The following is a 23,005-nucleotide window of genomic DNA, read 5'->3' on the forward strand; positions in this document are numbered from 1 at the left end:
GCACGCGCCGGCCATTCTTATCGCCCTATATCAGTCCCGAAACGCCGTTTGAAATGGCGTCTGCGAAACCAGCGCGGCGGCGCAAGCCATCGGGCTTCCCGCCCCTCGGCGCTCGCCGAGCGGCCCGCGCGGCGGGCGCCGCTCCGGCCGCCGGCCTGCCGCCCGCCACGCGCCTCGACACGCGCGCCCACTAACCAACGCCCCCGACGATCTCGGGCAAGCGCTGCGCGCCGCCCGAGGCGGCGGGGCTTGCGTCGCGCGCGCCAGGCGCGACGCACCCAACTCATCGGTCCGCGCTCATGCCCAACACCTCTTCCCGAACGACGCTGCTATGGATCGTCGCCACCGCGTTCTTCATGCAGTCCGTCGACACGACCATCGTCAACACGGCGCTGCCGTCGATCGCCCACGCGCTCGGCCAGGACGCGCTCTCGATGCACGGCGTCGTCACCGCCTACACACTGACGATGGCCACCCTCACGCCCGCGTCCGGCTGGCTCGCGGATCGCTTTGGCACGCGTCGCGTGTTCTTCGTCGCGATTGTCGTGTTCGCGCTCGGCTCGCTCTGCTGCGCGGCCGCGACGAGCGCGACGCAGCTCGTCGTCGCCCGCGTGCTGCAAGGCATCGGCGGCTCGATGCTGCTGCCGATCGGCCGGCTCGCGGTACTGCGCGGTGTGCCCGGCGACGAATACGTGGCCGCGCTCGCGTTCGTGTCGATCTTCGGCCAGATCGGGCCGATCCTCGGCCCAACGCTCGGCGGCTGGCTCACGCAGTCGATGTCGTGGTACTGGGTGTTCCTCGTCAACCTGCCGATCTGCGCGGTCGGCCTCGTCGCCGTCCACCGCTACATGCCGCGCGACGAGCCGATCGATCCTCCGCCGTTCGATTACACGGGCTACACGCTGCTGTCGAGCGCGATGATCGCCGGCTCGCTCGCGATCGACGCGTTGTCCGACGGCGGCTACACGGACTGGACCCTCGGCGTGACCACGATCGCCGCGGCCGCGGCGATCATGTACGTCGCCCATGCGCGCCGGCGCGCGAATCCGCTCTTCCGGCTCGAACTCTTTCGCGAACCGAACTTCGCTGTCGGCCTCGCCGGCAACCTGGTCTCGCGGATCGGCATCGGCGCGACGCCCTTCCTGCTGCCGCTGATGATGCAGCTCGAATTCGGCTATTCTCCGTTGCGCTCGGGGCTCATGCTCGTGCCGGCCGCCATCGCGGGCGTGATCGCGAAGCCGTGGATCGCGCCGCTCGTTCGCCGCTACGGCTATCGCACGTTTCTGTTCGTCAACACGCTGATCGTCGGCGCCGTGATCGCGCTGTTCGCGGCGATCGGCCCCGACACGCCGCTCGTCGCCGAAATGGCGCTGATTGCGATCTTCGGCGCGATCAACTCGATTCAGATCGCGGCAATGAACAGCGTGACGCTGAAAGGCCTGCCGCACCGCGACGCGGCGAGCGGCAACAGCCTGTATTCGATGGTGCAGATGCTGTCGATGGGGCTCGGCGCGTCGGTGGGCAGCGGGCTCACGAGCCTGTTCGGCGAGCAGACCGGCTCGTCGCTGCTCGGCTTCAAGCTGAGCTTCGTTTGCGTCGGCGTGGTGACGCTCGTGTCCGCGGCGATCTTCCGGCGCATCCAGGAAGCGCCCGCGACGCGCACGCGGCCCGGCCACGCGGTCGCGCACCGCTAGCCGCGCGACCGGGGGCGGCCGCCGGATGAACCGACGGGCGAATCGCGCGCTCGCGCCGCGCAATTTCTGCGACACTGGCGGCTTCGCATCACGCCGCCCTTCATGTCCTGGTATCTGTATCTGATCGAATGCGCTGACGGCAGCGTCTACACCGGCATCACGACCGACGTCGCCGCACGTTTCTCGCAGCACGCGCAAGGCAAGGGCGCACGCTACACGCGCGCGCGCAAGCCGAGGGCCGTGCTCGCGTCGTTCGAGCTCGCCGATCGCTCGAGCGCGTCGCGCGCCGAATATTGGGTCAAACGGCTGACGCCGACGCAAAAGCGCGCGCTAGCGGGAGGCTCGCTCTCGCTCGCGTCGGTGCTGCAGGCCCCTGACGCCGGCGCGACACGCCGCGCGGACGGCGATTGCGCGACACCCGCGCCGGCAGCCGGCATCGCCGAAACGGCGACGGCCGAAGCCGCAACCGCAATCGGCGCGGCGATGACGACGGGCGGCACGGCTACCGCGGATCGCGCCGCGAAGCCGAAGAAGCCGAAGAAGGCCCCAAACGCGGCGAAAATATCGAAACAGACGGCGACCGGGTCTTCCGGGGCCCCGACGACTTCGGGAAGGAGAGCGGAGCCTGCGCGCGCGCGTTCCGCCCGCGCGGCGGCCCCGCAGCGGACGCGCACCAAACAAAACCGCGCGGCCTCTTGACGAGACACGCGCGGTTTCGCGCAACCGGACGGCGCCGCGGCGAGCGCCGTCGCGCCGCTTACTTCTTGAAGTTCGCGACGCCTTCGGTGATTTCCTTGTGCGCCGCGTCGATGCCGTCCCAGCCCTCGACCTTCACCCACTTGCCCTTCTCGAGCGCCTTGTACTGCTCGAAGAAGTGCTTGATCTGATCCTTCAGGTACGCGGGCACGTCGTCGATCGACTTCAGGTTCGCCGTCATCGGGCAGACCTTGTCGTGTGGCACCGCGACGAGCTTCGCGTCGACGCCCGATTCGTCGGTCATCTTCAGCATGCCGAGCGCGCGCGCGCGGACGACCGAGCCCGCGAGCAGCGGAAACGGCGTGATGACGAGCACGTCGACGGGATCGCCGTCGCCCGACAGCGTCTGCGGAATGAAGCCGTAGTTCACCGGATAGCGCATGCCGGTGCCGATGAAGCGGTCGACGACGAGGAGGCCGAGTTCCTTGTCGGCTTCGTACTTGACCGGCTCGCTTTGCGCCGGGATCTCGATGATCACGTTGAAGTCTTGCGGCAGATCCTTGCCGGCCGGGACGTTGCTGAAGCTCATGAGCGTTCTCTGAAGTTCGGATGGGAATCGGGACGGATGGCGGCCTCGCGGGCGCCTCCGATGGAAAGCGCATTATAGCCAATCGCCCGATGGCGCTTGCGTCGCGTTCGGCCGATAATCGGCCAACGATCAGACACGGCCCGAGCAGCCGGGAGCGAGCATGGAAGAGGCGAAGCATTTCATCGCGGGCGCATGGGCGGCGCCCGCGGGCGGCGAGACGATCGCCGTGATCGATCCGTCCGACGGCGAGCCGTTCGCGCGGCTCGCGCGCGGCACGGCGCCCGACGTCGACGCGGCCGTCCACGCGGCCCGCGCCGCGTTCGGCGGCCCGTGGGGCGCGGCGAGCGCGGCCGAGCGCGGACGCATGCTCCACCGGCTGTCGATGCTCGTCGCCGCGTGCCGCGAGGAGCTCGCGCTCATCGAGTCGCGCGACACCGGCAAGCCGCTCACGCAGGCGCGCGCGGACGCCGACGCGCTCGCCCGCTATTTCGAGTTCTACGCGGGCGCGGCGGACAAGCTGCACGGCGAGACGCTCCCCTACCGCGACGGCTACACGGTGCTCACGCTGCGTGAGCCGCACGGCGTGACGGGCCACATCGTGCCGTGGAACTACCCGATGCAGATCCTCGGGCGCAGCGTCGGCGCGGCGCTCGCCGCGGGCAACGCATGCGTCGTCAAGCCGTCGGAGGACGCGTGCCTGTCGGTGCTGCGCGTCGCGGCGCTCGCGGCCGAAGCCGGGCTTCCCGCGGGTGCGCTCAACGTCGTGACGGGCTACGGCCACGAAGCGGGCGCGGCGCTCGCGCGCCATCCGGGCGTCGATCACATCTCGTTCACCGGCTCGCCGGACACGGGCCGCCTCGTCGCGCAGATGGCGGCCGAGCACCACGCGAGCGTCACGCTCGAGTTGGGCGGCAAGTCGCCGCAGATCGTGTTCGCCGACGCGGATCTCGACGCCGCGCTGCCCGTGCTCGTATCGGCGATCGTGCAGAACGCCGGCCAGACCTGCTCGGCCGGCAGCCGCGTGCTGATCGACAGGGCGGTCTACGAGCCGCTCGTCGAGCGTCTCGCCACCGCGTTCAACGGGCTGAAGGTCGGCCCCGGCCGCGCCGATCTCGACTGCGGGCCGCTCATCAGCGCGAAACAGCAGCAGCGCGTGTGGGATTTCCTGTCCGACGCGCAGCACGACGGCATCGTGATGGCCGCGCACGGCGAAGTCGTGCCGGACGCGCCCGAAACGGGCTTCTACCAGGCGCCCGCGCTGCTGCGCGATGTCCCGCACACGCACCGGCTCGCGCAGGAGGAAGTGTTCGGCCCGGTGCTCGCGGCGATGAAGTTCGCCGACGAGGACGAAGCGCTCGCGCTTGCGAACGGCACGCCGTACGGGCTCGTCGCGGGCGTGTGGACACGCGACGGCGCGCGCCAGATGCGGCTCGCGCGCCGGCTGCGCGCGGGGCAAGTGTTCGTCAACAACTACGGCGCGGGCGGCGGCGTCGAGCTGCCGTTCGGCGGCACCGGGCGCTCGGGCTACGGCCGCGAGAAAGGCTTCGAGGCGCTGTACGGCTTCACCGTGCTGAAGACGATCGCGCTCAAGCACGACTGAGCGGGCGCGCAATGCCGCACGGCACAGCGCGCGAGCGCGCGTCACCGCCCGCCGTCGTCATGGCGGCGTTCGCGTTCGCAACGTTCGCAACGTTCACGACAAGATCCAGGAGACAATCGATGCGGTTGAGCGGCAAGACGGCCGTCGTCACGGGCGCAGGCTCGGGCTTCGGCGAAGGCATCGCGAAAACGTTCGCGCGCGAGGGCGCGTGCGTCGTCGTCAACGATCTGAACGCGGCGGCGGCCGAGCGCGTCGCGAGCGAAATCGCGCTCGCGGGCGGCCGTGCGCTCGCCGTCGCGGGCGACGTGTCGCGCGGCGACGACTGGCGCGCGCTGCTCGACGCCGCGCTCGACGCGTTCGGCGGCGTGCACGTCGTCGTCAACAACGCGGGCACCACGCATCGCAACAAGCCGGTGCTCGACGTCACCGAAGCCGAGTTCGATCGCGTGTATGCGGTCAACATGAAGAGCCTCTTCTGGAGCGTGCAGACGTTCGTGCCGTACTTCCGCCAAGCCGGCGGCGGCGCGTTCGTCAACATCGCGTCGACCGCTGGCGTGCGGCCGCGCCCGGGCCTCGTCTGGTACAACAGCACGAAGGGCGCGATGATCACCGCGAGCAAGACTCTCGCCGTCGAGCTCGGAGCCGACCGGATTCGCGTGAACTGCGTGAACCCGGTGCTCGGCGAGACCGGCCTCACGGCCGAGTTCATGGGCGTGCCGGACACGCCGGAGAACCGCGCGCGCTTCATCGCGACGATCCCGCTCGGCCGCCTGTCGACGCCGCAGGACATCGCGAACGCGGCGCTCTATCTCGCATCCGACGACGCGGCGTTCGTCACCGGCGTGTGCGTCGAAGTCGACGGCGGCCGCTGCGTCTGAACGCGCCGCGCCGCCCGCCCGCGCTCCACCCCGCCTGCCGCCATTCAAACGTGCCAGAGGAGACATCATGGCCAGCACCGCGCCGGCGTTCACGCCGACTCCGCCGTCCGCCTTCGAGGCGGCAACCTACCGCAAGGTCTCGTGGCGGCTCGCGCCGCTGCTGCTGCTCTGCTACGTGGTCGCGTATCTCGATCGCGTGAACGTCGGCTTCGCGAAACTGCAGATGGCGTCCGACCTGCATCTGTCCGACGCGGTCTACGGCCTCGGCGCGGGCATCTTCTTCGTCGGCTACTTTCTGTTCGAGGTCCCGAGCAACGTGATCCTGCACCGGGTCGGCGCGCGGGTGTGGATCGCGCGGATCATGGTCACGTGGGGCATCATCTCCGCGCTGACGATGTTCGTGTCGACGCCCGCGATGTTCTACACGATGCGCTTCCTGCTCGGCGTCGCGGAAGCAGGCTTCTTCCCCGGCGTGATCCTCTATCTGACCTACTGGTATCCGGCGCACCGCCGCGGCAGGATGACCACGCTCTTCATGACGGCCGTCGCGCTGTCGGGCGTCGTCGGCGGCCCGATCTCCGGCTACATCCTGAAGACGTTCGACGGCGCGAACGGCTGGCACGGCTGGCAGTGGCTGTTCCTGCTCGAGGGCGTGCCGTCGGTGCTCGTCGGCATCCTGCTGCTGTTCGCGCTCGACGACCGGATCGCGAAGGCGGCATGGCTCGACGACGATGAAAAGGCCCTCCTCACGCGCAACATCGCGCTCGAGGACGCGCGCAAAGAAGACCTGCCGCTCGCCGTCGTGTTCGCGAGCCCGCGCGTGTGGCTGATGGGCCTCATCTATTTCTCGTTCGTGATGGGGCTCTACGGCGTCGGCTTCTGGCTGCCGACGCTGATCAAGTCGACGGGCGTGACCGACACGTTCTCGATCGGCCTGCTGTCCGCCGTGCCGTATGCGGCGGCCGTCGTCGCGATGCTCGCGATCGCGCACAGCGCGGACCGCCGCCGCGAGCGGCGCTGGCATCTCGCGATCCCCGCGGCGGCGGGCGCGCTCGGGCTCGTGCTGTCGGTCGTCTGGGCGCACGACACGATGCTCGCGATGCTCGGCCTCACGATCTCGACGATGGGCATCCTGACGACGCTGCCCCTCTTCTGGAGCCTGCCGACCGCGTTTCTCGGCGGCACGGCCGCGGCCGCGGGCATCGCGATCATCAATTCGGTCGGCAATCTGGCCGGCTTCCTGAGCCCGTACCTCGTCGGCTGGCTCAAGCAGGCGACCACGTCGAACGACGCCGGGATGTACATGCTCGCCGGGTTCCTCTTGCTGGGCGGCCTGCTCGCGCTGTCGGTGCCGAAGGCGCTCGTCGACATCTGATTCGACGCGCGGCGCGCCCGTGCCGGCAAAAACGAAAACGGCGGCCACCAAGGCCGCCGTCTTCTTTGCGTCCCGCCCGCGCGCCGGGCGACGCCCCGGCGCGAACGCTCAAACGACCGTGATCGAGAGCGCGCTTTCGCGATAATGCTGCGCGGCCTTGTCGGTCTCGCCGAGATGCTCGAACAGGCGCGCAAGCGCGCGATGCGTGCGGATCTTGAGCGGCTCGTCGTCGGCGAGCTTCAGCGCCGATTCGAGGAACGACTGCGCCTTGCCCCACAGTTGCTGCTGCTGGCACAGCCGGCCGAGCGCGAACAGCAGGTCCGCGTCTTCCGGGCGTTCCCGGCGCCAACCCTCCGCCTTCTGGATCAGCGGCAGCGCGTCGGAGCCCGCCGTGTCCGGATAGCGGCGCAGCAGCCGCGCGTTCCAGTTGTGCGCGAGCGCGTCCTCGACGATTCGCCGCGCTTCCTGGCGGCGCTCGAGCGCGATCAGCAATTCGGCCGCGAGATCCGCGAGGCGCGGCGACTGCCGCTCGGCGGCCGACAGCGACTGCCACACTTCGAGGAGCGCGTCGGCGTCGTGCCGGCGATCGCGCAGCAGATGCTCGGCCGCCTGCTGGCGCAGACGCACGGCGGCGGCCGGATGCAGCGCCTCGCGCTTTTCGAGCGCCTTCGCGATCTTCAGCACCTCGCCCCAGTTCTTCAGTTGCTGCTGCGCGCGCAGCGCGATCTGCTGCGCATGGATGCGCTTGCCGCCCGACGCCTGCATCTCGGCGAGCGCGGCGAGCGCGCCCTCGGCGTCGCGGCCGTCCGCACGCATGTCGGCCGTCGCGAGCAGGCGCGCGTCCTGCCATTCCTGCCCGCTCACCTTCGCGAGCCATTCGTCGCGACGCGCATACTCGTGCATCCGGTGCGTCGCCGCGGCGGCGATGAGGCTCGCCGCGCCCTGGTTCGCGTCGACCGCGAGCGCATCGCGCGCGGCCTTTTCCGCACGCGAGAAGCGGCCCGCGTACAGGTTCGCGAGCGCGTCGCGCAACGAGGCCTGCGCGCGCTCGTTGCGCATCCGCGCGCGATACGCGGCGACGCGCTGCGGCATCCGCCACACGTTGCGCACGATCCGCATCAGCGCATACAGCACGATGAAGGCGACGATGATCGCGAGCACGAAGAAGTTGAGCGACACGTCGACGCGATACGGCGGATAGACGATCAGCACCTGGCCGGTGTCGAAGCGGCCGACCGTCGCGAGCGCCGCGGCGATCGCGAACAGCACGGCGAGCCAAATGATTCCACGCAGCGTCATGTCGTCAACCCCGGCTCTTGAACTGTTGAACCGCGTTCAGGCTCGTGTTGAGGTTCGGCACCGCGACCGTCAGCGACGCGGCGTCGACCTGCTTGAGCAGATCCTGAACGATCCGGGTGTCCTTCGACGCGCCGTCGAAGTAGCGCGCGACGGCCGCCTGCGCGGCATGCAGATCGGACTTCATCGCGCCGTCGTTGCGCGCGAGGAGCGACAGCCGCGCGCTCAGCAGGCGCAGCTTCACGTTCTCGCGCACGAAGTAGCCTTCCTCGGGCGACGCGAGCATCGCGTCCGCGTGGTCGATGCGGCGCACTTCGACGAGCGACTTCAGCTGCGCGCCGATGCCCGCCGAGAAGCCGCGCCACCACGCCTTCCAGCGCGGCTCGCCCGCCGCCGCGGCCGCCTGCTCGGCGTTCGCGGCGACGTCTGGCGTCGTTTGCGCGTGCGGCGCGATCGCTTCGCCCGCGAGCGGCAGCGCGTCGACCTTCCCGATCGCGTCGTCGAGCTTGATCGCGAGCCCGGTGAGATCCGCCGACGGCGCGGCCTTCAACCGTTCGATGTCCTGCGCGATCGCCTTGCGCACGACGACGGCCTGCGCGCTCTGCGACGACGCGAGCCGCGAATCGGCGTTCTGCAGCGCGATCAGCGCGAGCTGCGTGTTGCCCGTCAGCAGGAGCTGCTGGCTCGCGCTCGACAGCATCTGGCCGACTTCCTCGATCATCCACGCGTCGCGATTGCGCGACAGGTCCTGATACTGCTGCTGCAGCGCGGTCTGCGCGGTCTGCGCATCGGCGAGCTTGCCTTCGAGCTGCGACAGCTGCGAATCGGCCTGATGCACGCTCGCGAGCGCCTGATCGGTCTTCGTGCGGATCTCGGCCGTCTGCGCGTCGAGCGCCTTCTGCCGCTCGACCGCGTGCTGGTCGAGGCGATCGACCTTACGGTTCAGCGCATAGCCGCCGACGCCCGCCGCGGCCGCGATCACGGCGACCACGAACCACAGCGCCGCGCTCGAGCCGCTGCGCCGCTCTTTCGTTTCAAACGGCGTAAACGGTTGATTCGGCGGCGCAACGGGGGCCGCGGCCGGTTTGGAAGAGACGTCTTTGGTATCGTTGGTGTCTGTCATGCGAGAAGGCATCGGAGCGGCAGTCGCCGGTTGATCGGCCTGATCGGCCAACGTACGAAACGCGCGGACGATGCGCTCATCGCCTGCGCCGGACAGCGTAATCCTATCAAAACCGAGTGCGCGCGCGGTCTCGACGATCCGCGGATGCGGCGCGACGAACTGCGCGTGCGTCAGCGCGTCGATCTCGGTCTCGTTCAAATGCTCGTGCGCGAGCTCGCGCAAATTGCGTACGCCTTCCGAGCTCGTCACGAGCCACGCGTGCGGCGCGCCCGACAGCAGCGCATGCACGCGCTCCCACGCGCCGATCGAAGGCTCCGGGCTCACGCGCCGATACGCGGCGACGAGCTCGACCTCGGCGCCCGCTTCGCGCAGCCGCTCGGCGAGCCATTCGCGGCCGCCGTCGCCGCGCACGATCAGCACGCGTTTGCCGGCGAGCTTCGCCTCGCCGTCGAACGCGCGGACGATCTCGGCGAAGAGGCTTTCGGAATCGTAGTGCGGCTCGCCGCCGTCGCCCGGCTCGCGCGGCGCGATCACGCGATGCGCGCCCGCCGCGATTCCATGCCGCGCGAGCGCGGCGACGCTGCCCGGCCCGACCACGCCGATCGGCAGCGGATGCGGCCAGATCGCGCCGAGCCGCGCGAGCGCGTGATCGATCGCGTTCGGCGACACGAACACGACGAGCGCGTATGCATCGAGCCGCGCGAACGCGTCGGCGAGCGGCGCGTCGTCGGCGAGCGGCGCGATGTCGATGAGCGGAAAGTCGAGCACGTCGAGGCCCGCCGCGGCAAGCTGCGCGGCAAGCTCCGCCGATTGTCCGTCGGGGCGCGTGAGCACCGCCGTGAACGCGCGCGGCGCGCCCGCCATCACGCGCCGCCCTTTTGCGCGCTCGCCGCGACGAGCGCGTCGACGATCGCGCGCGCGCCCTGGCGCTCGAGATCGTCGGACACGGCGCGGCCGAGCGCGAGCGCGTCGGCGGGCGTCGCGGCGCGGGCCTGCGCGCGCGCGACGAGCACGCGGGCGCCGTCCGTCGTCGACACGCTGCCCGTCAGGCGCAGTTCGTCGCCCTGCCACACCGCATGCGCGGCGAGCGGCACCTCGCAGCTGCCGCCGAGCGCGCGCGACACAGCGCGCTCGGCCTCGACGGCGAGCGCGGTCGCGGCGTCGTGCAGCGGCGCGAGCCAGGCGGCGACGTCCGCGCGGCGCGCGGCGATCTCGATGCCGAGCGCGCCCTGGCCCGCGGCGGGCAGGCTGTCTTCGGCGTCGAGCAATGCGCGGATGCGCGCGGCGAGGCCGAGGCGCTTCAGGCCCGCGGCGGCGAGAATGATCGCCGCGTAGTCGCCGCGGTCGAGCTTCGCGAGCCGCGTGTCGAGATTGCCGCGCAGCGGCCGCACGTCGAGGTGCGGATGGCGCGCGCGCAGCATCGCCTCGCGGCGCAGGCTCGACGTGCCGACGACGGCGCCCGCGGGCAGTTCGGCAAGCGACGCGTAGTCGTTCGACACGAACGCGTCGCGCGGGTCCTCGCGGCTCATCACGGCCGCGAGCGCGAAGCCTTCGGGCAACTCCATCGGCACGTCCTTCAGCGAATGCACGGCGAGATCCGCGCGGCCATCGGCGAGCGCGTTCTCGAGTTCCTTCACGAAGAGGCCCTTGCCGCCGACCTTCGAGAGCGCGCGATCGAGAATTTGATCGCCGCGCGTCGTCATCCCGAGGATTTTCACGTCGCAAGCTGGATATAATTTGCGCAGCGCATCACGCACATGCTCGGCTTGCCACATGGCGAGGCGGCTCTCGCGCGACGCGATCGTCAGCGTCGCAGGCAGCTCGGCCGAAAGAGTCTCGGAGTTCATTGCAGGGACATCGAAGGACGGGATTAGGAACGGACTATGGTAGCACGCGCGCCTTGCGCCTCCGCCCGCCGGACGGCCGGTGCGCACGGCCCGCACGGTCTGCGTCAAGATCCCGAACGATCGTTCGGTTCGAGGCGGAATCCGGCGTCCGCACGCGGGCCCGGCGCCGCAGTCGTCGCGTCGCTCGCCGCGTCGCCCGGTTTCGTCGTCCGACGAGGCCGCGCGCGACGCGCGTCACGCACCGTGCAGCGCGCGGCGCCGCGCCGCTTGATCGCGCTCGCTGTTGCTGGACCGCAGTTCCCGTTCACTCGTGCTTTCCCAAGGAAATCAATCGTGAAGTCTTCCGGATCGGCGCGCGCGACGCGCCGCAATGCTGTCTCGTCCTCCTACGCCCCGGCGACCGCCGACACCCCCGCCCGCCGCGCCGCGAAAACAGCGCGCAAGCCGAACGGCGCCGCCGCGCAAGCGCTCGCGCCGGCGAACGCCGCGCACGCGAAACCGCAAGGCCGCACGCGCGAAGACAAGGACCGCCCGCTCTTCGAGGACATCCGCTATCTCGGCCGGCTGCTCGGCGACGTCGTCCGCGAACAAGAAGGCGACGCCGTGTTCGACGTGGTCGAAACGATCCGCCAAACCGCCGTCAAGTTCCGCCGCGAGGACGACAAGGCCGCCGCGCAGACGCTCGAGAAGATGCTGCGCAAGCTCACGCCCGAGCAGACGGTGAGCGTCGTGCGCGCGTTCAGCTATTTCTCGCATCTCGCGAACATCGCCGAGGACCGCCATCACAATCGCCGCCGCCGAATTCACGCGCTCGCGGGCTCCGCGCCGCAGGCGGGCACCGTCGCCTACGCGCTCGACAAGCTCAGGCAAGCGGGCGACGCGTCGCCGAAGACGATCCGGCGGTTCTTCGAAGGCGCGCTCATCGTGCCCGTGCTGACCGCGCACCCGACCGAAGTGCAGCGCAAGAGTATTCTCGACGCGCAGCACGACATCGCGCGGCTGCTCGCCGAGCGCGACCAGCCGCTCACCACGCGCGAGCTCGCGCACAACGAGGCGCTCCTGCGCGCGCGCGTGACGACGCTCTGGCAGACCCGGATGCTGCGCGACGCGCGCCTGACCGTGGCCGACGAGATCGAGAACGCGCTGTCGTACTACCGCGCGACCTTCCTCGACGAGCTGCCCGCGCTCTACGCGGACATCGAGGAGGCGCTCGCCGAGCACGGCCTGCCCGCGCGCGTGCCGGCGTTCTTCCAGATGGGCAGCTGGATCGGCGGCGACCGCGACGGCAACCCGAACGTCACCGCCGCGACGCTCGACGAAGCGATCAACCGCCAGGCCGCGGTGATCTTCGAGCATTACCTCGAGCAGGTGCACAAGCTCGGCGCGGAGCTCTCCGTGTCGAACCTGCTCGTCGGCGCGAGCGACGCGCTGAAGGCGCTCGCGGCCGCGTCGCCCGACCAGTCGCCGCACCGCGTCGACGAGCCGTATCGCCGCGCGCTGATCGGCGTCTACACGCGGCTCGCGGCGAGCGCGCGCGTGCGGCTCGGCGAAGGCGCGGTGCCCGTGAGGAGCGCGGGCCGCGGCGCCGCGCCCGTGCGCGCGACGCCGTACGCGGACGCCGAGGAATTCGTCGCCGACCTGCGCGTGCTGACCGATTCGCTCGCCGTGCATCACGGCGAATCGCTCGCGGCACCGCGCCTCGCGCCGCTCATGCGCGCGGCCGAGGCGTTCGGCTTCCATCTCGCGAGCATCGACTTGCGGCAGAGCTCGGACATCCACGAAGCGGTGATCGCCGAGCTGCTCGCGCGCGGCGGCGTCGAGCCCGACTACGCGGCGCTGCCCGAAGCGGACAAGCTGCGCGTGCTGCTCGCGGCGCTGGCGGACCCTCGGCCGCTGCGCTCGCCGTATCTCGACTATTCGGACCTCGCGATGAGCGAGCTCGGCGTGCTCGAGCGCGCGCATGCGATCCGCGCGCAGTTCGGCCCGCGCGCGGTGCGCAACTACATCATTTCGCACACCGAGACGGTGAGCGACCTCGTCGAAGTGCTGCTGCTGCAGAAGGAGACGGGCCTGTTCGAAGGCACGCTCGGCACGCCGCATGCGAACGCGCGCAACGGCCTGATGGCGATCCCGCTCTTCGAGACGATCGCCGACCTGCGCAACGCGCCCGACATCATGCGCGAGTTCTTCGCGCTGCCGGGCCTGGGCGAGCTGCTCGCGCACCAGGGCCACGAGCAGGAAGTGATGCTCGGCTATTCGGACAGCAACAAGGACGGCGGCTTCCTCACGTCGAACTGGGAGCTCTATCGCGCGGAGCTCGCGCTCGTCGATCTGTTCAGCGAGCGCGGCATCAAGCTGCGCCTCTTCCACGGGCGCGGCGGCACGGTCGGCCGGGGCGGCGGCCCGACCTACCAGGCGATCCTGTCGCAGCCGACCGGCACGGTGAACGGCCAGATCCGCCTGACCGAACAGGGCGAAGTGATCGCGAGCAAGTTCGCGAACCCGGAGATCGGCCGGCGCAATCTCGAGACGGTCGTCGCCGCGACGCTCGAGGCGACGCTCCTGCCGCACAGCAACGCGCCGAAGCAGTTGCCCGCGTTCGAGGCGGCGATGCAGACGCTGTCGGACGCCGCGATGGCCGCTTACCGCGCGCTCGTCTACGAGACGCCCGGCTTCACCGACTACTTCTTCTCGTCGACGCCGATCACCGAGATCGCCGAGCTGAACATCGGCAGCCGGCCCGCGTCGCGCAAGCTGCAGGACCCGAAGAACCGCAAGATCGAGGATCTGCGCGCGATTCCGTGGGGCTTCTCGTGGGGCCAGTGCCGGCTGCTGCTGACGGGCTGGTACGGCTTCGGCAGCGCGGTGGCCGCCTATCTCGACGGCGCGAAGGACGCCGGCGAGCGCGCGAAGCGCGTCGCGCTGCTCAAGAAGATGAACAAGACCTGGCCGTTCTTCGCGCATCTGATGTCGAACATGGACATGGTGCTCGCGAAGACCGATCTCGCGGTCGCGTCGCGTTATGCGCAGCTCGTCGCCGACAAGAAGCTGCGCAAGCACGTGTTCGAGCGGATCGTCGCCGAATGGCACCGCACGTCGGACGCGCTCGCCGAGATCACGGGCAGCGGCGCCCGGCTCGCCGCGAATCCGCTCCTCGCGCGCTCGATCAAGAACCGCTTCCCGTATCTCGATCCGCTGAACCACTTGCAGGTCGAGCTGATCAAGCGGCACCGCGCGGGCGACACGAACGCGCGCCTGCGGCGCGGAATTCACTTGACGATCAACGGGATCGCGGCCGGGCTGCGCAATACCGGCTGAGCGCTGCGCGGCCTTGCGCGCGGGCGTCGCCGTGTCGTGCGCGAGGCTCGCTTGCCGACGTCGAAACGGTGACGGCCGCGCACGTGCGCGGCCGTTTTTTTGCTCGGGGCGGTTGGTTCGCCGGACGGCTTTCGCGCGGCTGGCGCCCTGCAATCGGCGTGTGGGGCCGGCGCTGTTCGGTCACGTGCCGGGAAGGAACGGCGCCGCGCGAGGGGCGCGCCGCGCGGCTTTCTCGCGTGCTCGGGCTTGACGTCGCGCGGCTCCGCGCGCCGAGGATTCGGCGTATCGCGATCTGCGTATCGCGTTGCACGCTTGGTTCGGTTCGGTTCGGTTCGGTTCGGTTCGGTTCGGTTCGGTTCGGTCCGGTTCGGTCCGGTTCGGTTCGACTCGGCTCGGCTGGGCTGGGCGCTCGGTGCTCGGTCTGGGCTGCCAGCTCCCAGCACTCGCTTATCGCTTATCGCTTATCGCTTATCGCTTATCGCCTATCGCTTATCGGTTATCGGTTATCGGTTATCGGTTATCAACGCTCAGATCTCAACGCCCGGCACCGCGTTCCCAGCAATCGACGCGCGCCGCGCAGGGTGCCCGGCGCCTCGACATTCCGACACTTCGACACTTCGACGCCTCGCCGTCCCGGCTTCCCCGATCTCCCAGCGCCCCGCCCATCCCCCGCCCCGCCGCGTCAGCGCGCGTCGATCATCACCGCATCGAGCTCGAACGAGCCGTCCGGCCGCACGTCGAAGTACGCGCGCACCTCATCGGGCGCGCCCGCCCACAGCGCGCGGATCGCGTTCGCGCGCACGTCGGGCGTCCTCATCCGCGCGATCCAGCCGTCGAACGCGATCGGCAGGCGCCAGCGCGCCCGCACCCGCGCCGCGAAACCCGCCTGCGCGAACGACGCGAGCCACTCGTCGACGCGGTAATCGCGCACGTGCGACGCGTCGCGCAGCACCTCGACCGCCTGGAGATGCGTGTCGACGAGCGGATGATCGGCGCCCGCGATGTCGACGAACAGCACGCGGCCGCCCGGCTTCAGCACACGGCGCGCGTCGGCGAGCGCGCGCGGCACGTCGTGCCAGTGATGCGCACTCATCCGGCTCACGATCCAGTCGAACGACGCGTCGGCGAACGGCAGCCGCTCCGCCGCGCCCTGCTCGACCCGCACGTTCGAGAGGCCGCGCTCGCGCGCCGCGGCTTCGACCGTCGCGAGCATCTGCGGCGCGAGATCGTACGCGACCACCTCCTTCGCGCCGCCGCGCGCGGCGGCGAAGCTCGCGTGGCCCGCGCCGCAGCCGAGATCCAGCACGCGCGCGCCGGGCGTCCCGGCGATCTCGGCGGCGAGCGTGTCGAGATCGGCGCCCGTCGCATGGACGGCGCTCGTCAAATAGGCGGATGCGGTCGTGCCGAACGCGTCGGCGACCTGATCGTGATGCTTCATGCGCTGACTCCTTGTCGCGTGGGGATCGCAGACGGCCGGCCGACTGCATCGGCCGCCGTGAGCCGCTACAATAGAATCCGATTTGTACCGGTACAAGACAATCGATTATCCTGGTATCCGCTCCACCAGCCTGGCGATCGGAGCGCCGTATTTCCGTTCGCCCTCACGCATCGCCCGACCCAGATGAGCCGCCCGTCCGCCCCACCGTCCCTCGACTCAACGCCCGCCCGCGCGCTCGGCGAATTCATCCGCGCGCACCGCGAGCGGCTGTCTCCGCAGGCGCTCGGCCTGCCGCCCGGCCCGCGGCGCAGGACGCCGGGATTGCGCCGCGAGGAGGTCGCGCAGCTCTGCGGCGTGAGTCCCACCTGGTACACGTGGATCGAGCAGGGCCGCGAAGTGTCGGCGTCGGCCGACGCGCTCGCGCGCATCGCGGTTGCGCTGCGGCTGTCGCGCGCCGAGCGCGCGTATCTGTTCGAGCTCGCCGCGCAGCGCGACCCGGCCGAGCCCGAGTTCGCGGCGACCGACGTGCCGGAAACGCTCGTCGCCGCCGTGAAGCTCATCGCGACGCCCGCGTACGTGCTCGACCGCCAATGGAACGCGCTCGCGTGGAACGACGCGGCCGCCGCGCTCTTCACCGGCTGGCTCGACGGCGAGCGCGGCGAGCGCAACCTGCTGCGCTTCACGTTCACGTCGCCCGCGGCGCGCGCGCTGATCGTCGATTGGGAAACGCGCGCGCGGCGGCTCGTCGGAGAATTCCGCGCCGACACGATTCGCCATCTGAGCGACGCGCCCACCCGTGCGCTGATCGATTCGCTGCTCGCCGAAAGCGACGCGTTCGCGCATTACTGGGCGTCGCAGGACGTCGGCGAGCGCGAAGGCGGCGAACGCGCGTTCGACCATCCGCGCGAAGGCCGCGTCGTCTATCAGCAGATGACGCTCAAGCCCGCGCATCGCGAAGACCTGAAGCTCGTCGTGCTGGTTCGGGAACACGCGTGACGGCGGGAACCCGGGCCCGCGCGCGCATGCGAACGCGAGCCGCGTCGCGCGACGCCGGGCGAAGGTTCGTCAGAACGTGATCGTCGCGGTGATCGTGTCGTTGTAGGTGCCGGGCGCGGGCGTCGTCTGCACGGGCACCTGGCCGTACACGGTGAGCGACTGCGACAGGCCGCTCCCCGTTCCCGTCGCCGTCGACGTGCCGGACGTGCCGTCGCCCCAAATCGTCGAATGCGCGGCGTCGAGATACAGCTGATAGTTGACGGCGCCGCCCCCGCCCGTGCGCTGCATCGCCCGCGACGACACGTCGCCGCTGCCGCCGCCGTTCAGCGCGATCCGGAACGCGTCGCCGTTCGTGCATTGCGCGCTGATCGTGCCCGTCGCGCTCAGCGCGCTCTGGATCACGCCCGTCGAGCCGAACGCGACGTTGGTCGCGTTGATGAAACAATCGTTGACGACGGTCGCGTTCACCGTGAATGCAAACGTACCCGCCGACGCCTGCGACGCACAAGGCGTCGGCGTCAGCGTGTAGAAGCTGTAGTTGAGCGACGTCAGCGTGCCGCCGAACGTCTGCGAATAGGTGGTGCTCGCGTTGCCGACCGTCGGCACGGTCGGCTGGTTCGCCGCGATCTGCCCGTAGATCGTGACGTTCGAGCTCGCGGTCGTGCTGAGCGCAGGCTTCACGAGCGTGAGCGAGATCGGCGTCGTGCCGTAATACGTCGAGCCCCAGCTCTGCGTGTGGCCCGAATCCTGATACAGGTCGTACTGCATCTGGTTCGATCCGTTCGTCAGATAGCGCGGCGGCGTGCCGCCGAGATTCAGGCAAACGAGCACGCTGGGCGTCAGCGTGGCGGCCGACCACGTGCAGGTGACGGTCATCGTCGCGGTGGTCGTGACGGCCGCGAGCGTGATCGGGTCGACCGAGCCGAAATCCGGCGCGGGCGTCGTGACCGAGCACGTCTCGGCGCGTGCGGCGCTCCACGGGCCCGCCATCAGCAACGCAACGAGCATCGCGAGCAGCCATTGTTTCAAATCGCGCTGCCTGAATTTTGTCATCGCCATTTTTTGACGTATCTCAAGCATTCGGACCGGCTTCAGTATAACCATCGGCACGCGCCATTCGATTTTCGGCGAACGGCATAAAGTGGCTCGACCGTCGCCGACACGCGGCGAGGAAATTCCGAATTCATCCGGATTCGTTCATCCGAATCCGGCCGACTGCACGCCGGCCGAAAAACGCCACCCGGCGGCCGTCGGCGGCCATGCGGCTTTCACGAATTTTGCCGTCATTGCCTGAAAGTGTATTGCACCGGTTACGTAGGCTTTTCTCCTGATCATTCACCGGCATTTTCCCGTTGCCGGGAATGAAATCGTCGACTAGGCTTGTTAGGAACGCAAAAAAATCATGTCTTCGGCTTATCGCGCGCTCATTGAGCGGCGCACCTGACATTTCGATGCCTGCGGCGGAATAGTGACGGGAAAATAACCATAGCTACGGAGCGATTGCGATGCATGTCCTTCAACGCCCTCTGTTGTCGGCCCTCGCCGCCGCTGTCCTCGTCGCCACGCCGTCGTTTCGTCCGGCATCGGCCGCGACTGCCACCGCCACCTTCAACGTCTCGCTGACGATCCAGGCCAACTGCACGATCTCCGCCAACCCGCTGTCGTTCGGCACGACCGGCGTGCTGGCGTCGGCGGTCAATCAGCAGACGACGCTGTCCGTCACCTGCACGAACACGACGACGTACAACGTCGGCCTCGACCCGGGCAGCGTGTCCGGCTCGAGCGTCTCGAGCCGCCTGCTCGCCGGCACGGCGTCCGGCAACACCAGCACGACGGTCGGCTTCCAGCTCTATCAGAACGCGGGACACTCGACGCCGTGGGGCAACACGGTCGGCACCGACACCGTGAGCGGCACCGGCAACGGCACCGCGCAGACGCTGACCGTGTACGGCCAGGTGCCCGCACAGACGACGCCGCAACCCGACACCTACCAGACGACCATCACCGCGACCATCACGTTCTGAGCCGCCCGTGACGTCGCTCGTCCGCCGGTGGCTCGCCGTTCTCGCCGTTCTCGCCGTCGCTGCCGCCACCGTCCCGGCCGCCCGCGCCGCGACGCTGCAGATCTCGCCCGTCACGGTCGAGATGGCGGCCGACAATCCGGCGGCGGGCGTCATGCTGCGCAACCCCGACGCGCGGGCGATCTACGGGCAGGTGCGCACCTTCCGCTGGAGCCAGGAGCAGGGCGACGACGTGCTCGTGCCCGCGCCGGGGCTCGTCGCGAGTCCGCCGCTGCTGCAGATCGGCGGGCAGAGCGAGCAGCTCGTGCGGCTCGTGCGCGTCGCGCACGACAAGCCGCGCGCAGAGGAAAGCTATCGCGTGCTGATCGACGAGTTGCCGACGCGCGACGCGCCCGTCGTCAACGGCATCGCGATCCGGCTGCGCTACTCGATTCCGGTGTTCGTCGCGCCCGACACCGCGCTCGGCCCGCCGAAGCTCACATGGCGTATCGTGCGCGGCGCGTCGGGCTGGCTGTTGCGCGTGGCGAACGACGGCGGGCGGCATGCGCAGGTCGCATCGGTGCGGCTCGTCGACGACGCCGGCAAGACTTACGAGATCGCCCCCGGCCTTCTCGGCTACGCGCTCGCCGGCAGCATGCGGCAGTGGCCGCTGCATCTCGACGCGACGCGGATCGTGCCGCGCATCCGCAAGGTGCGCGCGACGATCAACACCCAACCTGTCGAGGCGGACGTGAGCCCGCCTTGACGACACACTTCGACCGTTCCTCCAAACCACTCGCTCGAACGTGCCGACTGTCCGCATCGCGCATCGCTCGACGGACCCTGGGCGGCATCGACGGTTCGTCGGACTGACGATCGCACTCGCCGCCGCGACATTCGCCGCTGCCGCGGCGAGCCGGGGCGCGCACGCGCAAAGCTCATCGGCTTCGGGTGAAACCGGCGCCGAGGATGCGGCAACGCGCGCCGCGCCGGCGAGTCCGGCCGTGCTCGCGTCGGGCTCCGTGAGGACATCCGCGGGGGCGTCCGTCGATCGCGTGCTCAGCGGCGCCGCCGTGCGCGCGGGATCGGGCGGCGCATCGGCGGCGGCCGGCGCGGTCGTTGCGCCCGCAACGGTTGACGCGGTGACGTCGACGGGCGGGTTCGCGGCGGTGGCGAATGGGAGCGAGTCGGTTGCGTCGTCCGTGTCGTCCGTATCGTCCGTATCGTCCGTGTCGTCCGTGTCGTCCGTGTCGTCCGTGTCGTCCGTGTCGTCCGTGTCGTCCGTGTCGTCCGTGTCGTCCGTGTCGTCTTTGTCGTCTGTGTCATCCTCGCCGTCCTCGTCGCACCCGTCGTTGCCGTTTTTGCAATCCTCGCCATCGGCATTGCCGTCGCCGTCCACGTCGCCTTCGCCGGCCGGATCGCCGTTGCCGTTCGCGTCGCCCACATCGCCGGCATCGCCCTCTCCGGCGACGTCGCCCGCACCGGCCGCATCGCGCGCCTCCCCCGCTTCGGCCAACGCCCGAACCCCGCTCGCCGTGGCCGCCGCGCCCCCCGCGCTGTCCGCACCGCCCAACCCGACGACGAGCCTGCCCGTGCCCGGCGCGGACGCAACCGTGACCGCGAACGACCTGTATCTCGCCGTCTCGCTGAACGGCCAGCCGACGCACCTGATCGTGCACTTCGTCGTCGCCGACGGCCGCTTCTACGCGAGCCAGGACGACCTGAACGACATCGGCATCGCGACGTCCCGGCTGCGGCAGCCGGCGAACGCGCTCGTCGCGCTCGATGCGCTCGACTCGCTGCGCTACCGCTACGACGCGGCGCGCCAAACCATCGACCTCGACGCGCCCGACTCGCTGCGCATCCCGCACACGTTCGACACGCGCGCGCTCGCGCCGACGGTCCCCGCGAGCGCCGGCCGCGGCGTCGTGCTGAACTACGACCTGTACGCGCAGACGACCGACCGCGCGGGCGCCGCGCTCTGGCACGAAGCGCGCTACTTCGATCCGGCGGGCGTGTTCAGCAGCACGGGCGTCGCGTATTTCCAGCACGGCGGCCAGCGCTACACGCGCTACGACACGTCGTGGAGCAGGTCCGATCCGAACTCGCTCACGACGACGCAGTTCGGCGACACGATCTCGTCGTCGCTCGCATGGACGCGCTCGCTGCGCCTCGGCGGCCTGCAATGGCGCAGCAACTTCGCGCTGCGCCCCGATCTCGTGACGTTCCCGGTACCCTCGCTCGCGGGCACGGCCGTCGTGCCGTCGACGGTCGATCTGTACGTGAACGGCGTGCGCCAGTTCAGCAGCGACGTGCCGAGCGGCCCGTTCGTCATCAACAGCGTGCCGGGCATCACGGGCGGGGGCAACGCCACCGTCATCACGCGCGACGCGCTCGGGCGCACGATCGCGACGTCGCTGCCGCTCTACATCGACACGCGAATGCTCGCGCCGGGCCTCGCGAGCTACTCGGTCGAGGCGGGCTTTTTGCGGCGCGCGTGGGGCCTGCGCTCGTTCGACTACGCGCGCCGTCCGGCCGCGAGCGCGACCGCGCGCTACGGCGCGACCGACAGCCTGACCGTCGAAGCGCATGCGGAAGCGACGCCCGGCCTCTACAACGCGGGCGCCGGCACGCTCGTGCGGCTCGGCGGCGCGGGCGTCGCGAGCGCGTCGGTCGCGCAGAGCCTCGGGCGCCTCACCGGCACGCAGGTCGGCATCGGCTATCAGCTCGTGCGCCCGCGCTTCTCGATCGACGCCGAGACGCTGCGCGCGTTCGGCAACTACGGCGACCTCGCCGCGCGCGACGGCACGCCGGTGCCGAGCGCGACCGATCGCGTGACGCTGTCGCTGCCGTTCATCCGGTCGCAGACGTTCGCGATCAGCTACATCGGTCTCAAGTACCCCGGCCTGCAGGCGTCGCGGATCGGCTCGGTGTCGTACTCGGCAAACGTCGGCAGCCTCGCGTCGATCAACATCAGCGCGTTCCAGGACTTCCATCAGCGCGACTCGCGCGGCGTGTTCCTGAGCCTGAACGTCGCGCTCGGCGACCGGACGTCCGTCAACACGAACGCCGGCCGGCAGAACGGCAAGACGGTCTACAACGTGAACGCGATGCGCGCGCCCGACTACGGCGGCGGCTTCGGCTGGAGTGCGCAGGCGGGCGACGCGGGCGGCACGCGCTACGGCCAGGCGCAAGCGCAATACCTCGGCCGCGCGGGCGAAGTGACGGCGCTCGCACAGACGATCGCGGGGCGGCAAAACGCGGCGCTCGACGTGACGGGCGCCGTCGTGCTGATGGACGGCAACGCGCACCTCGCCCGGCGCATCGACGACGGCTTCGCGCTCGTGTCGACGGACGGATCGGCGGGCGTGCCGGTGACGCACGAGAATCGCGTGATCGGCACGACCGACCGCGGCGGACATCTGCTGATCCCCGACCTGAACGCGTATCAGAACAACCGGATCGGCATCGACACGCTGAAGCTGCCGCTCGACGCGCGCATATCCGACACGATCCGCAACGTCGTCCCGCAGTCACGCTCGGGCGTGCTCGCGCATTTCTCGATCGCGCGCGAGCCATCGGCGTCGATCGTGCTCGAGGATGCGTCCGGCGCGCCGCTGCCGCCCGGGCTTGCGGTCACGCATCGCGAAAGCGGCGCGAGCACGATCGTCGGCTACGACGGGCTCACGTTCGTCACCGGCCTCGCGGCCGTCAATCATCTGGAGATAACGGGCCGCGGCAAGCGCTGCGCGGTCGCGTTCGATTACACGCGCCCCGCCGACGGCACGCCGCCGACGATCGGGCCGCTCACCTGCGATTTGAAGTGACGCGATGCGCACGCGGGCGCGTCGCGCGATCCGCGATGGCGCGTCGGCCGACTCGGCCGGGCGCCGGCGTTCGGTCGCATCGTTTGCGTCGTTTGCGTCGTTTGCGTCGTTTGCGTCGTTTGCGTCGTTTGCGTCGTTTGCGTCGTTTGCGTCGTTTGCGCCGTTTGCGCCGTTTGCGTCGCTCGCACGTTCACACCGTTCGCCCCGATTGCGCCGCCGTATCTATCAGGCGACGCCGCGTCCATGACAGCGGCCGCCGCTCGCGACCGCCGCGAGCGGCGCACCCATCGCGCCCCCATCGCGCCCGCCGCGCAAGCGCCCCCGCGCC

17 protein-coding genes are annotated in these 23,005 nt (G+C 70.1%); 10 read left to right on the forward strand and 7 right to left on the reverse strand.

Annotated elements, in window-relative coordinates; all coding sequences use genetic code 11:
• The first annotated feature begins 299 nt into the window (after positions 1-299).
• Both WT60_RS15035 and WT60_RS15040 read left to right on the forward strand, forming a co-directional pair.
• On the forward strand, positions 300-1,694 hold the full coding sequence (locus WT60_RS15035; protein ID WP_059671661.1) for a DHA2 family efflux MFS transporter permease subunit: 1,395 nt from the start codon (positions 300-302) through the stop codon (positions 1,692-1,694).
• Positions 1,695-1,796: 102 nt separating this feature from the next.
• Complete coding sequence (locus WT60_RS15040; RefSeq protein ID WP_060356687.1) at positions 1,797-2,393, forward strand: GIY-YIG nuclease family protein; 597 nt, start codon at positions 1,797-1,799, stop codon at positions 2,391-2,393.
• Positions 2,394-2,451: 58 nt separating this feature from the next.
• Here the strand turns inward: WT60_RS15040 and ppa are convergent, their stop codons facing one another.
• On the reverse strand, positions 2,452-2,979 hold the full coding sequence (gene ppa, locus WT60_RS15045) for an inorganic diphosphatase (RefSeq protein WP_038751738.1): 528 nt from the start codon (positions 2,977-2,979) through the stop codon (positions 2,452-2,454).
• 160 nt (positions 2,980-3,139) lie between these two features.
• Between ppa and WT60_RS15050 the strand changes: the two genes are divergently transcribed.
• From WT60_RS15050 to WT60_RS15060, 3 genes are all read left to right on the forward strand, one after another.
• Positions 3,140-4,579, forward strand: a complete 1,440-nt coding sequence (locus tag WT60_RS15050) for an aldehyde dehydrogenase family protein (protein ID WP_059671662.1) — start codon at positions 3,140-3,142, stop codon at positions 4,577-4,579.
• A gap of 119 nt (positions 4,580-4,698) precedes the next feature.
• Positions 4,699-5,457 carry an SDR family oxidoreductase gene (locus WT60_RS15055; RefSeq protein ID WP_060356719.1) on the forward strand — a complete coding sequence of 253 codons (759 nt, stop codon included), beginning with the start codon at positions 4,699-4,701 and terminating at the stop codon, positions 5,455-5,457.
• A gap of 67 nt (positions 5,458-5,524) precedes the next feature.
• Positions 5,525-6,832, forward strand: a complete 1,308-nt coding sequence (locus WT60_RS15060) for an MFS transporter (protein WP_060356688.1) — start codon at positions 5,525-5,527, stop codon at positions 6,830-6,832.
• Positions 6,833-6,940: 108 nt separating this feature from the next.
• On the opposite strand, the gene WT60_RS15065 is transcribed toward WT60_RS15060, so the two are convergent.
• From WT60_RS15065 to hemC, 3 genes are read right to left on the reverse strand one after another with little or no spacing between them, the layout of a single operon-like run.
• Positions 6,941-8,131, reverse strand: a complete 1,191-nt coding sequence (locus tag WT60_RS15065; RefSeq protein WP_038751746.1) for a heme biosynthesis protein HemY — start codon at positions 8,129-8,131, stop codon at positions 6,941-6,943.
• 4 nt (positions 8,132-8,135) lie between these two features.
• Entirely contained in the window at positions 8,136-10,115 is a 1,980-nt protein-coding gene (gene hemDX, locus WT60_RS15070; RefSeq protein WP_060356689.1) for a fused uroporphyrinogen-III synthase HemD/membrane protein HemX, read from the reverse strand.
• Positions 10,115-11,098, reverse strand: coding sequence for a hydroxymethylbilane synthase (gene hemC / locus WT60_RS15075; protein ID WP_038751752.1), 984 nt, complete (start codon positions 11,096-11,098; stop codon positions 10,115-10,117). The genes hemDX and hemC overlap by 1 nt, the downstream gene beginning before the upstream one ends.
• A 333-nt stretch (positions 11,099-11,431) precedes the next feature.
• On the opposite strand from hemC, the gene ppc reads away from it, so the two are divergent.
• The gene (gene ppc / locus WT60_RS15085; RefSeq protein ID WP_038751757.1) at positions 11,432-14,416 is read left to right on the forward strand and encodes a phosphoenolpyruvate carboxylase; all 2,985 of its coding nucleotides are present in this window, start codon (positions 11,432-11,434) and stop codon (positions 14,414-14,416) included.
• Positions 14,417-15,098: 682 nt separating this feature from the next.
• On the opposite strand, the gene WT60_RS15095 is transcribed toward ppc, so the two are convergent.
• Positions 15,099-15,854 (reverse strand): class I SAM-dependent methyltransferase, encoded by a 756-nt coding sequence (locus WT60_RS15095; protein ID WP_060356690.1) that lies wholly within the window; start codon positions 15,852-15,854, stop codon positions 15,099-15,101.
• A gap of 183 nt (positions 15,855-16,037) precedes the next feature.
• Here WT60_RS15095 and WT60_RS15100 point away from each other — a divergent pair, with 183 nt between their 5' ends.
• The gene (locus tag WT60_RS15100) at positions 16,038-16,850 is read left to right on the forward strand and encodes a helix-turn-helix transcriptional regulator (protein WP_059643671.1); all 813 of its coding nucleotides are present in this window, start codon (positions 16,038-16,040) and stop codon (positions 16,848-16,850) included.
• A gap of 69 nt (positions 16,851-16,919) precedes the next feature.
• Here WT60_RS15100 and WT60_RS15105 read toward each other — a convergent pair whose 3' ends face one another.
• Complete coding sequence (locus tag WT60_RS15105) at positions 16,920-17,930, reverse strand: spore coat U domain-containing protein (RefSeq protein WP_038751808.1); 1,011 nt, start codon at positions 17,928-17,930, stop codon at positions 16,920-16,922.
• A 103-nt stretch (positions 17,931-18,033) separates the two neighbouring features.
• Complete coding sequence (locus WT60_RS33720; RefSeq protein WP_145986800.1) at positions 18,034-18,297, reverse strand: hypothetical protein; 264 nt, start codon at positions 18,295-18,297, stop codon at positions 18,034-18,036.
• 58 nt (positions 18,298-18,355) lie between these two features.
• Here WT60_RS33720 and WT60_RS15110 point away from each other — a divergent pair, with 58 nt between their 5' ends.
• The 3 genes from WT60_RS15110 to WT60_RS15125 are packed head-to-tail and all read left to right on the forward strand — an operon-like array spanning position 18,356 to position 22,677.
• Entirely contained in the window at positions 18,356-18,874 is a 519-nt protein-coding gene (locus tag WT60_RS15110) for a spore coat U domain-containing protein (RefSeq protein WP_038751765.1), read from the forward strand.
• Positions 18,875-18,881: 7 nt separating this feature from the next.
• The gene (locus tag WT60_RS15115; protein ID WP_059643668.1) at positions 18,882-19,616 is read left to right on the forward strand and encodes a fimbria/pilus periplasmic chaperone; all 735 of its coding nucleotides are present in this window, start codon (positions 18,882-18,884) and stop codon (positions 19,614-19,616) included.
• Between the two features lie 40 nt (positions 19,617-19,656).
• Positions 19,657-22,677 carry a fimbria/pilus outer membrane usher protein gene (locus WT60_RS15125; protein ID WP_145986801.1) on the forward strand — a complete coding sequence of 1,007 codons (3,021 nt, stop codon included), beginning with the start codon at positions 19,657-19,659 and terminating at the stop codon, positions 22,675-22,677.
• Positions 22,678-23,005 lie beyond the last annotated feature (328 nt).

The sequence above is a fragment of the Burkholderia sp. MSMB617WGS genome, from assembly GCF_001532025.2.
Lineage (GTDB): Bacteria > Pseudomonadota > Gammaproteobacteria > Burkholderiales > Burkholderiaceae > Burkholderia > Burkholderia savannae.

Coding starts and splice junctions, on each gene's coding strand:
- WT60_RS15065 (WP_038751746.1), bottom strand. CDS start 8,131: ATGACGCTGCGTGGAATCATTTGGCTCGCCGTGCTGTTCGCGATCGCC.
- WT60_RS15105 (WP_038751808.1), bottom strand. CDS start 17,930: ATGCTTGAGATACGTCAAAAAATGGCGATGACAAAATTCAGGCAGCGC.
- WT60_RS15095 (WP_060356690.1), bottom strand. CDS start 15,854: ATGAAGCATCACGATCAGGTCGCCGACGCGTTCGGCACGACCGCATCC.
- WT60_RS15035 (WP_059671661.1), top strand. CDS start 300: ATGCCCAACACCTCTTCCCGAACGACGCTGCTATGGATCGTCGCCACC.
- WT60_RS33720 (WP_145986800.1), bottom strand. CDS start 18,297: ATGTCAGGTGCGCCGCTCAATGAGCGCGCGATAAGCCGAAGACATGAT.
- WT60_RS15100 (WP_059643671.1), top strand. CDS start 16,038: ATGAGCCGCCCGTCCGCCCCACCGTCCCTCGACTCAACGCCCGCCCGC.
- ppa (WP_038751738.1), bottom strand. CDS start 2,979: ATGAGCTTCAGCAACGTCCCGGCCGGCAAGGATCTGCCGCAAGACTTC.
- WT60_RS15050 (WP_059671662.1), top strand. CDS start 3,140: ATGGAAGAGGCGAAGCATTTCATCGCGGGCGCATGGGCGGCGCCCGCG.
- WT60_RS15060 (WP_060356688.1), top strand. CDS start 5,525: ATGGCCAGCACCGCGCCGGCGTTCACGCCGACTCCGCCGTCCGCCTTC.
- WT60_RS15055 (WP_060356719.1), top strand. CDS start 4,699: ATGCGGTTGAGCGGCAAGACGGCCGTCGTCACGGGCGCAGGCTCGGGC.
- WT60_RS15040 (WP_060356687.1), top strand. CDS start 1,797: ATGTCCTGGTATCTGTATCTGATCGAATGCGCTGACGGCAGCGTCTAC.
- WT60_RS15110 (WP_038751765.1), top strand. CDS start 18,356: ATGCATGTCCTTCAACGCCCTCTGTTGTCGGCCCTCGCCGCCGCTGTC.
- hemDX (WP_060356689.1), bottom strand. CDS start 10,115: ATGGCGGGCGCGCCGCGCGCGTTCACGGCGGTGCTCACGCGCCCCGAC.
- hemC (WP_038751752.1), bottom strand. CDS start 11,098: ATGAACTCCGAGACTCTTTCGGCCGAGCTGCCTGCGACGCTGACGATC.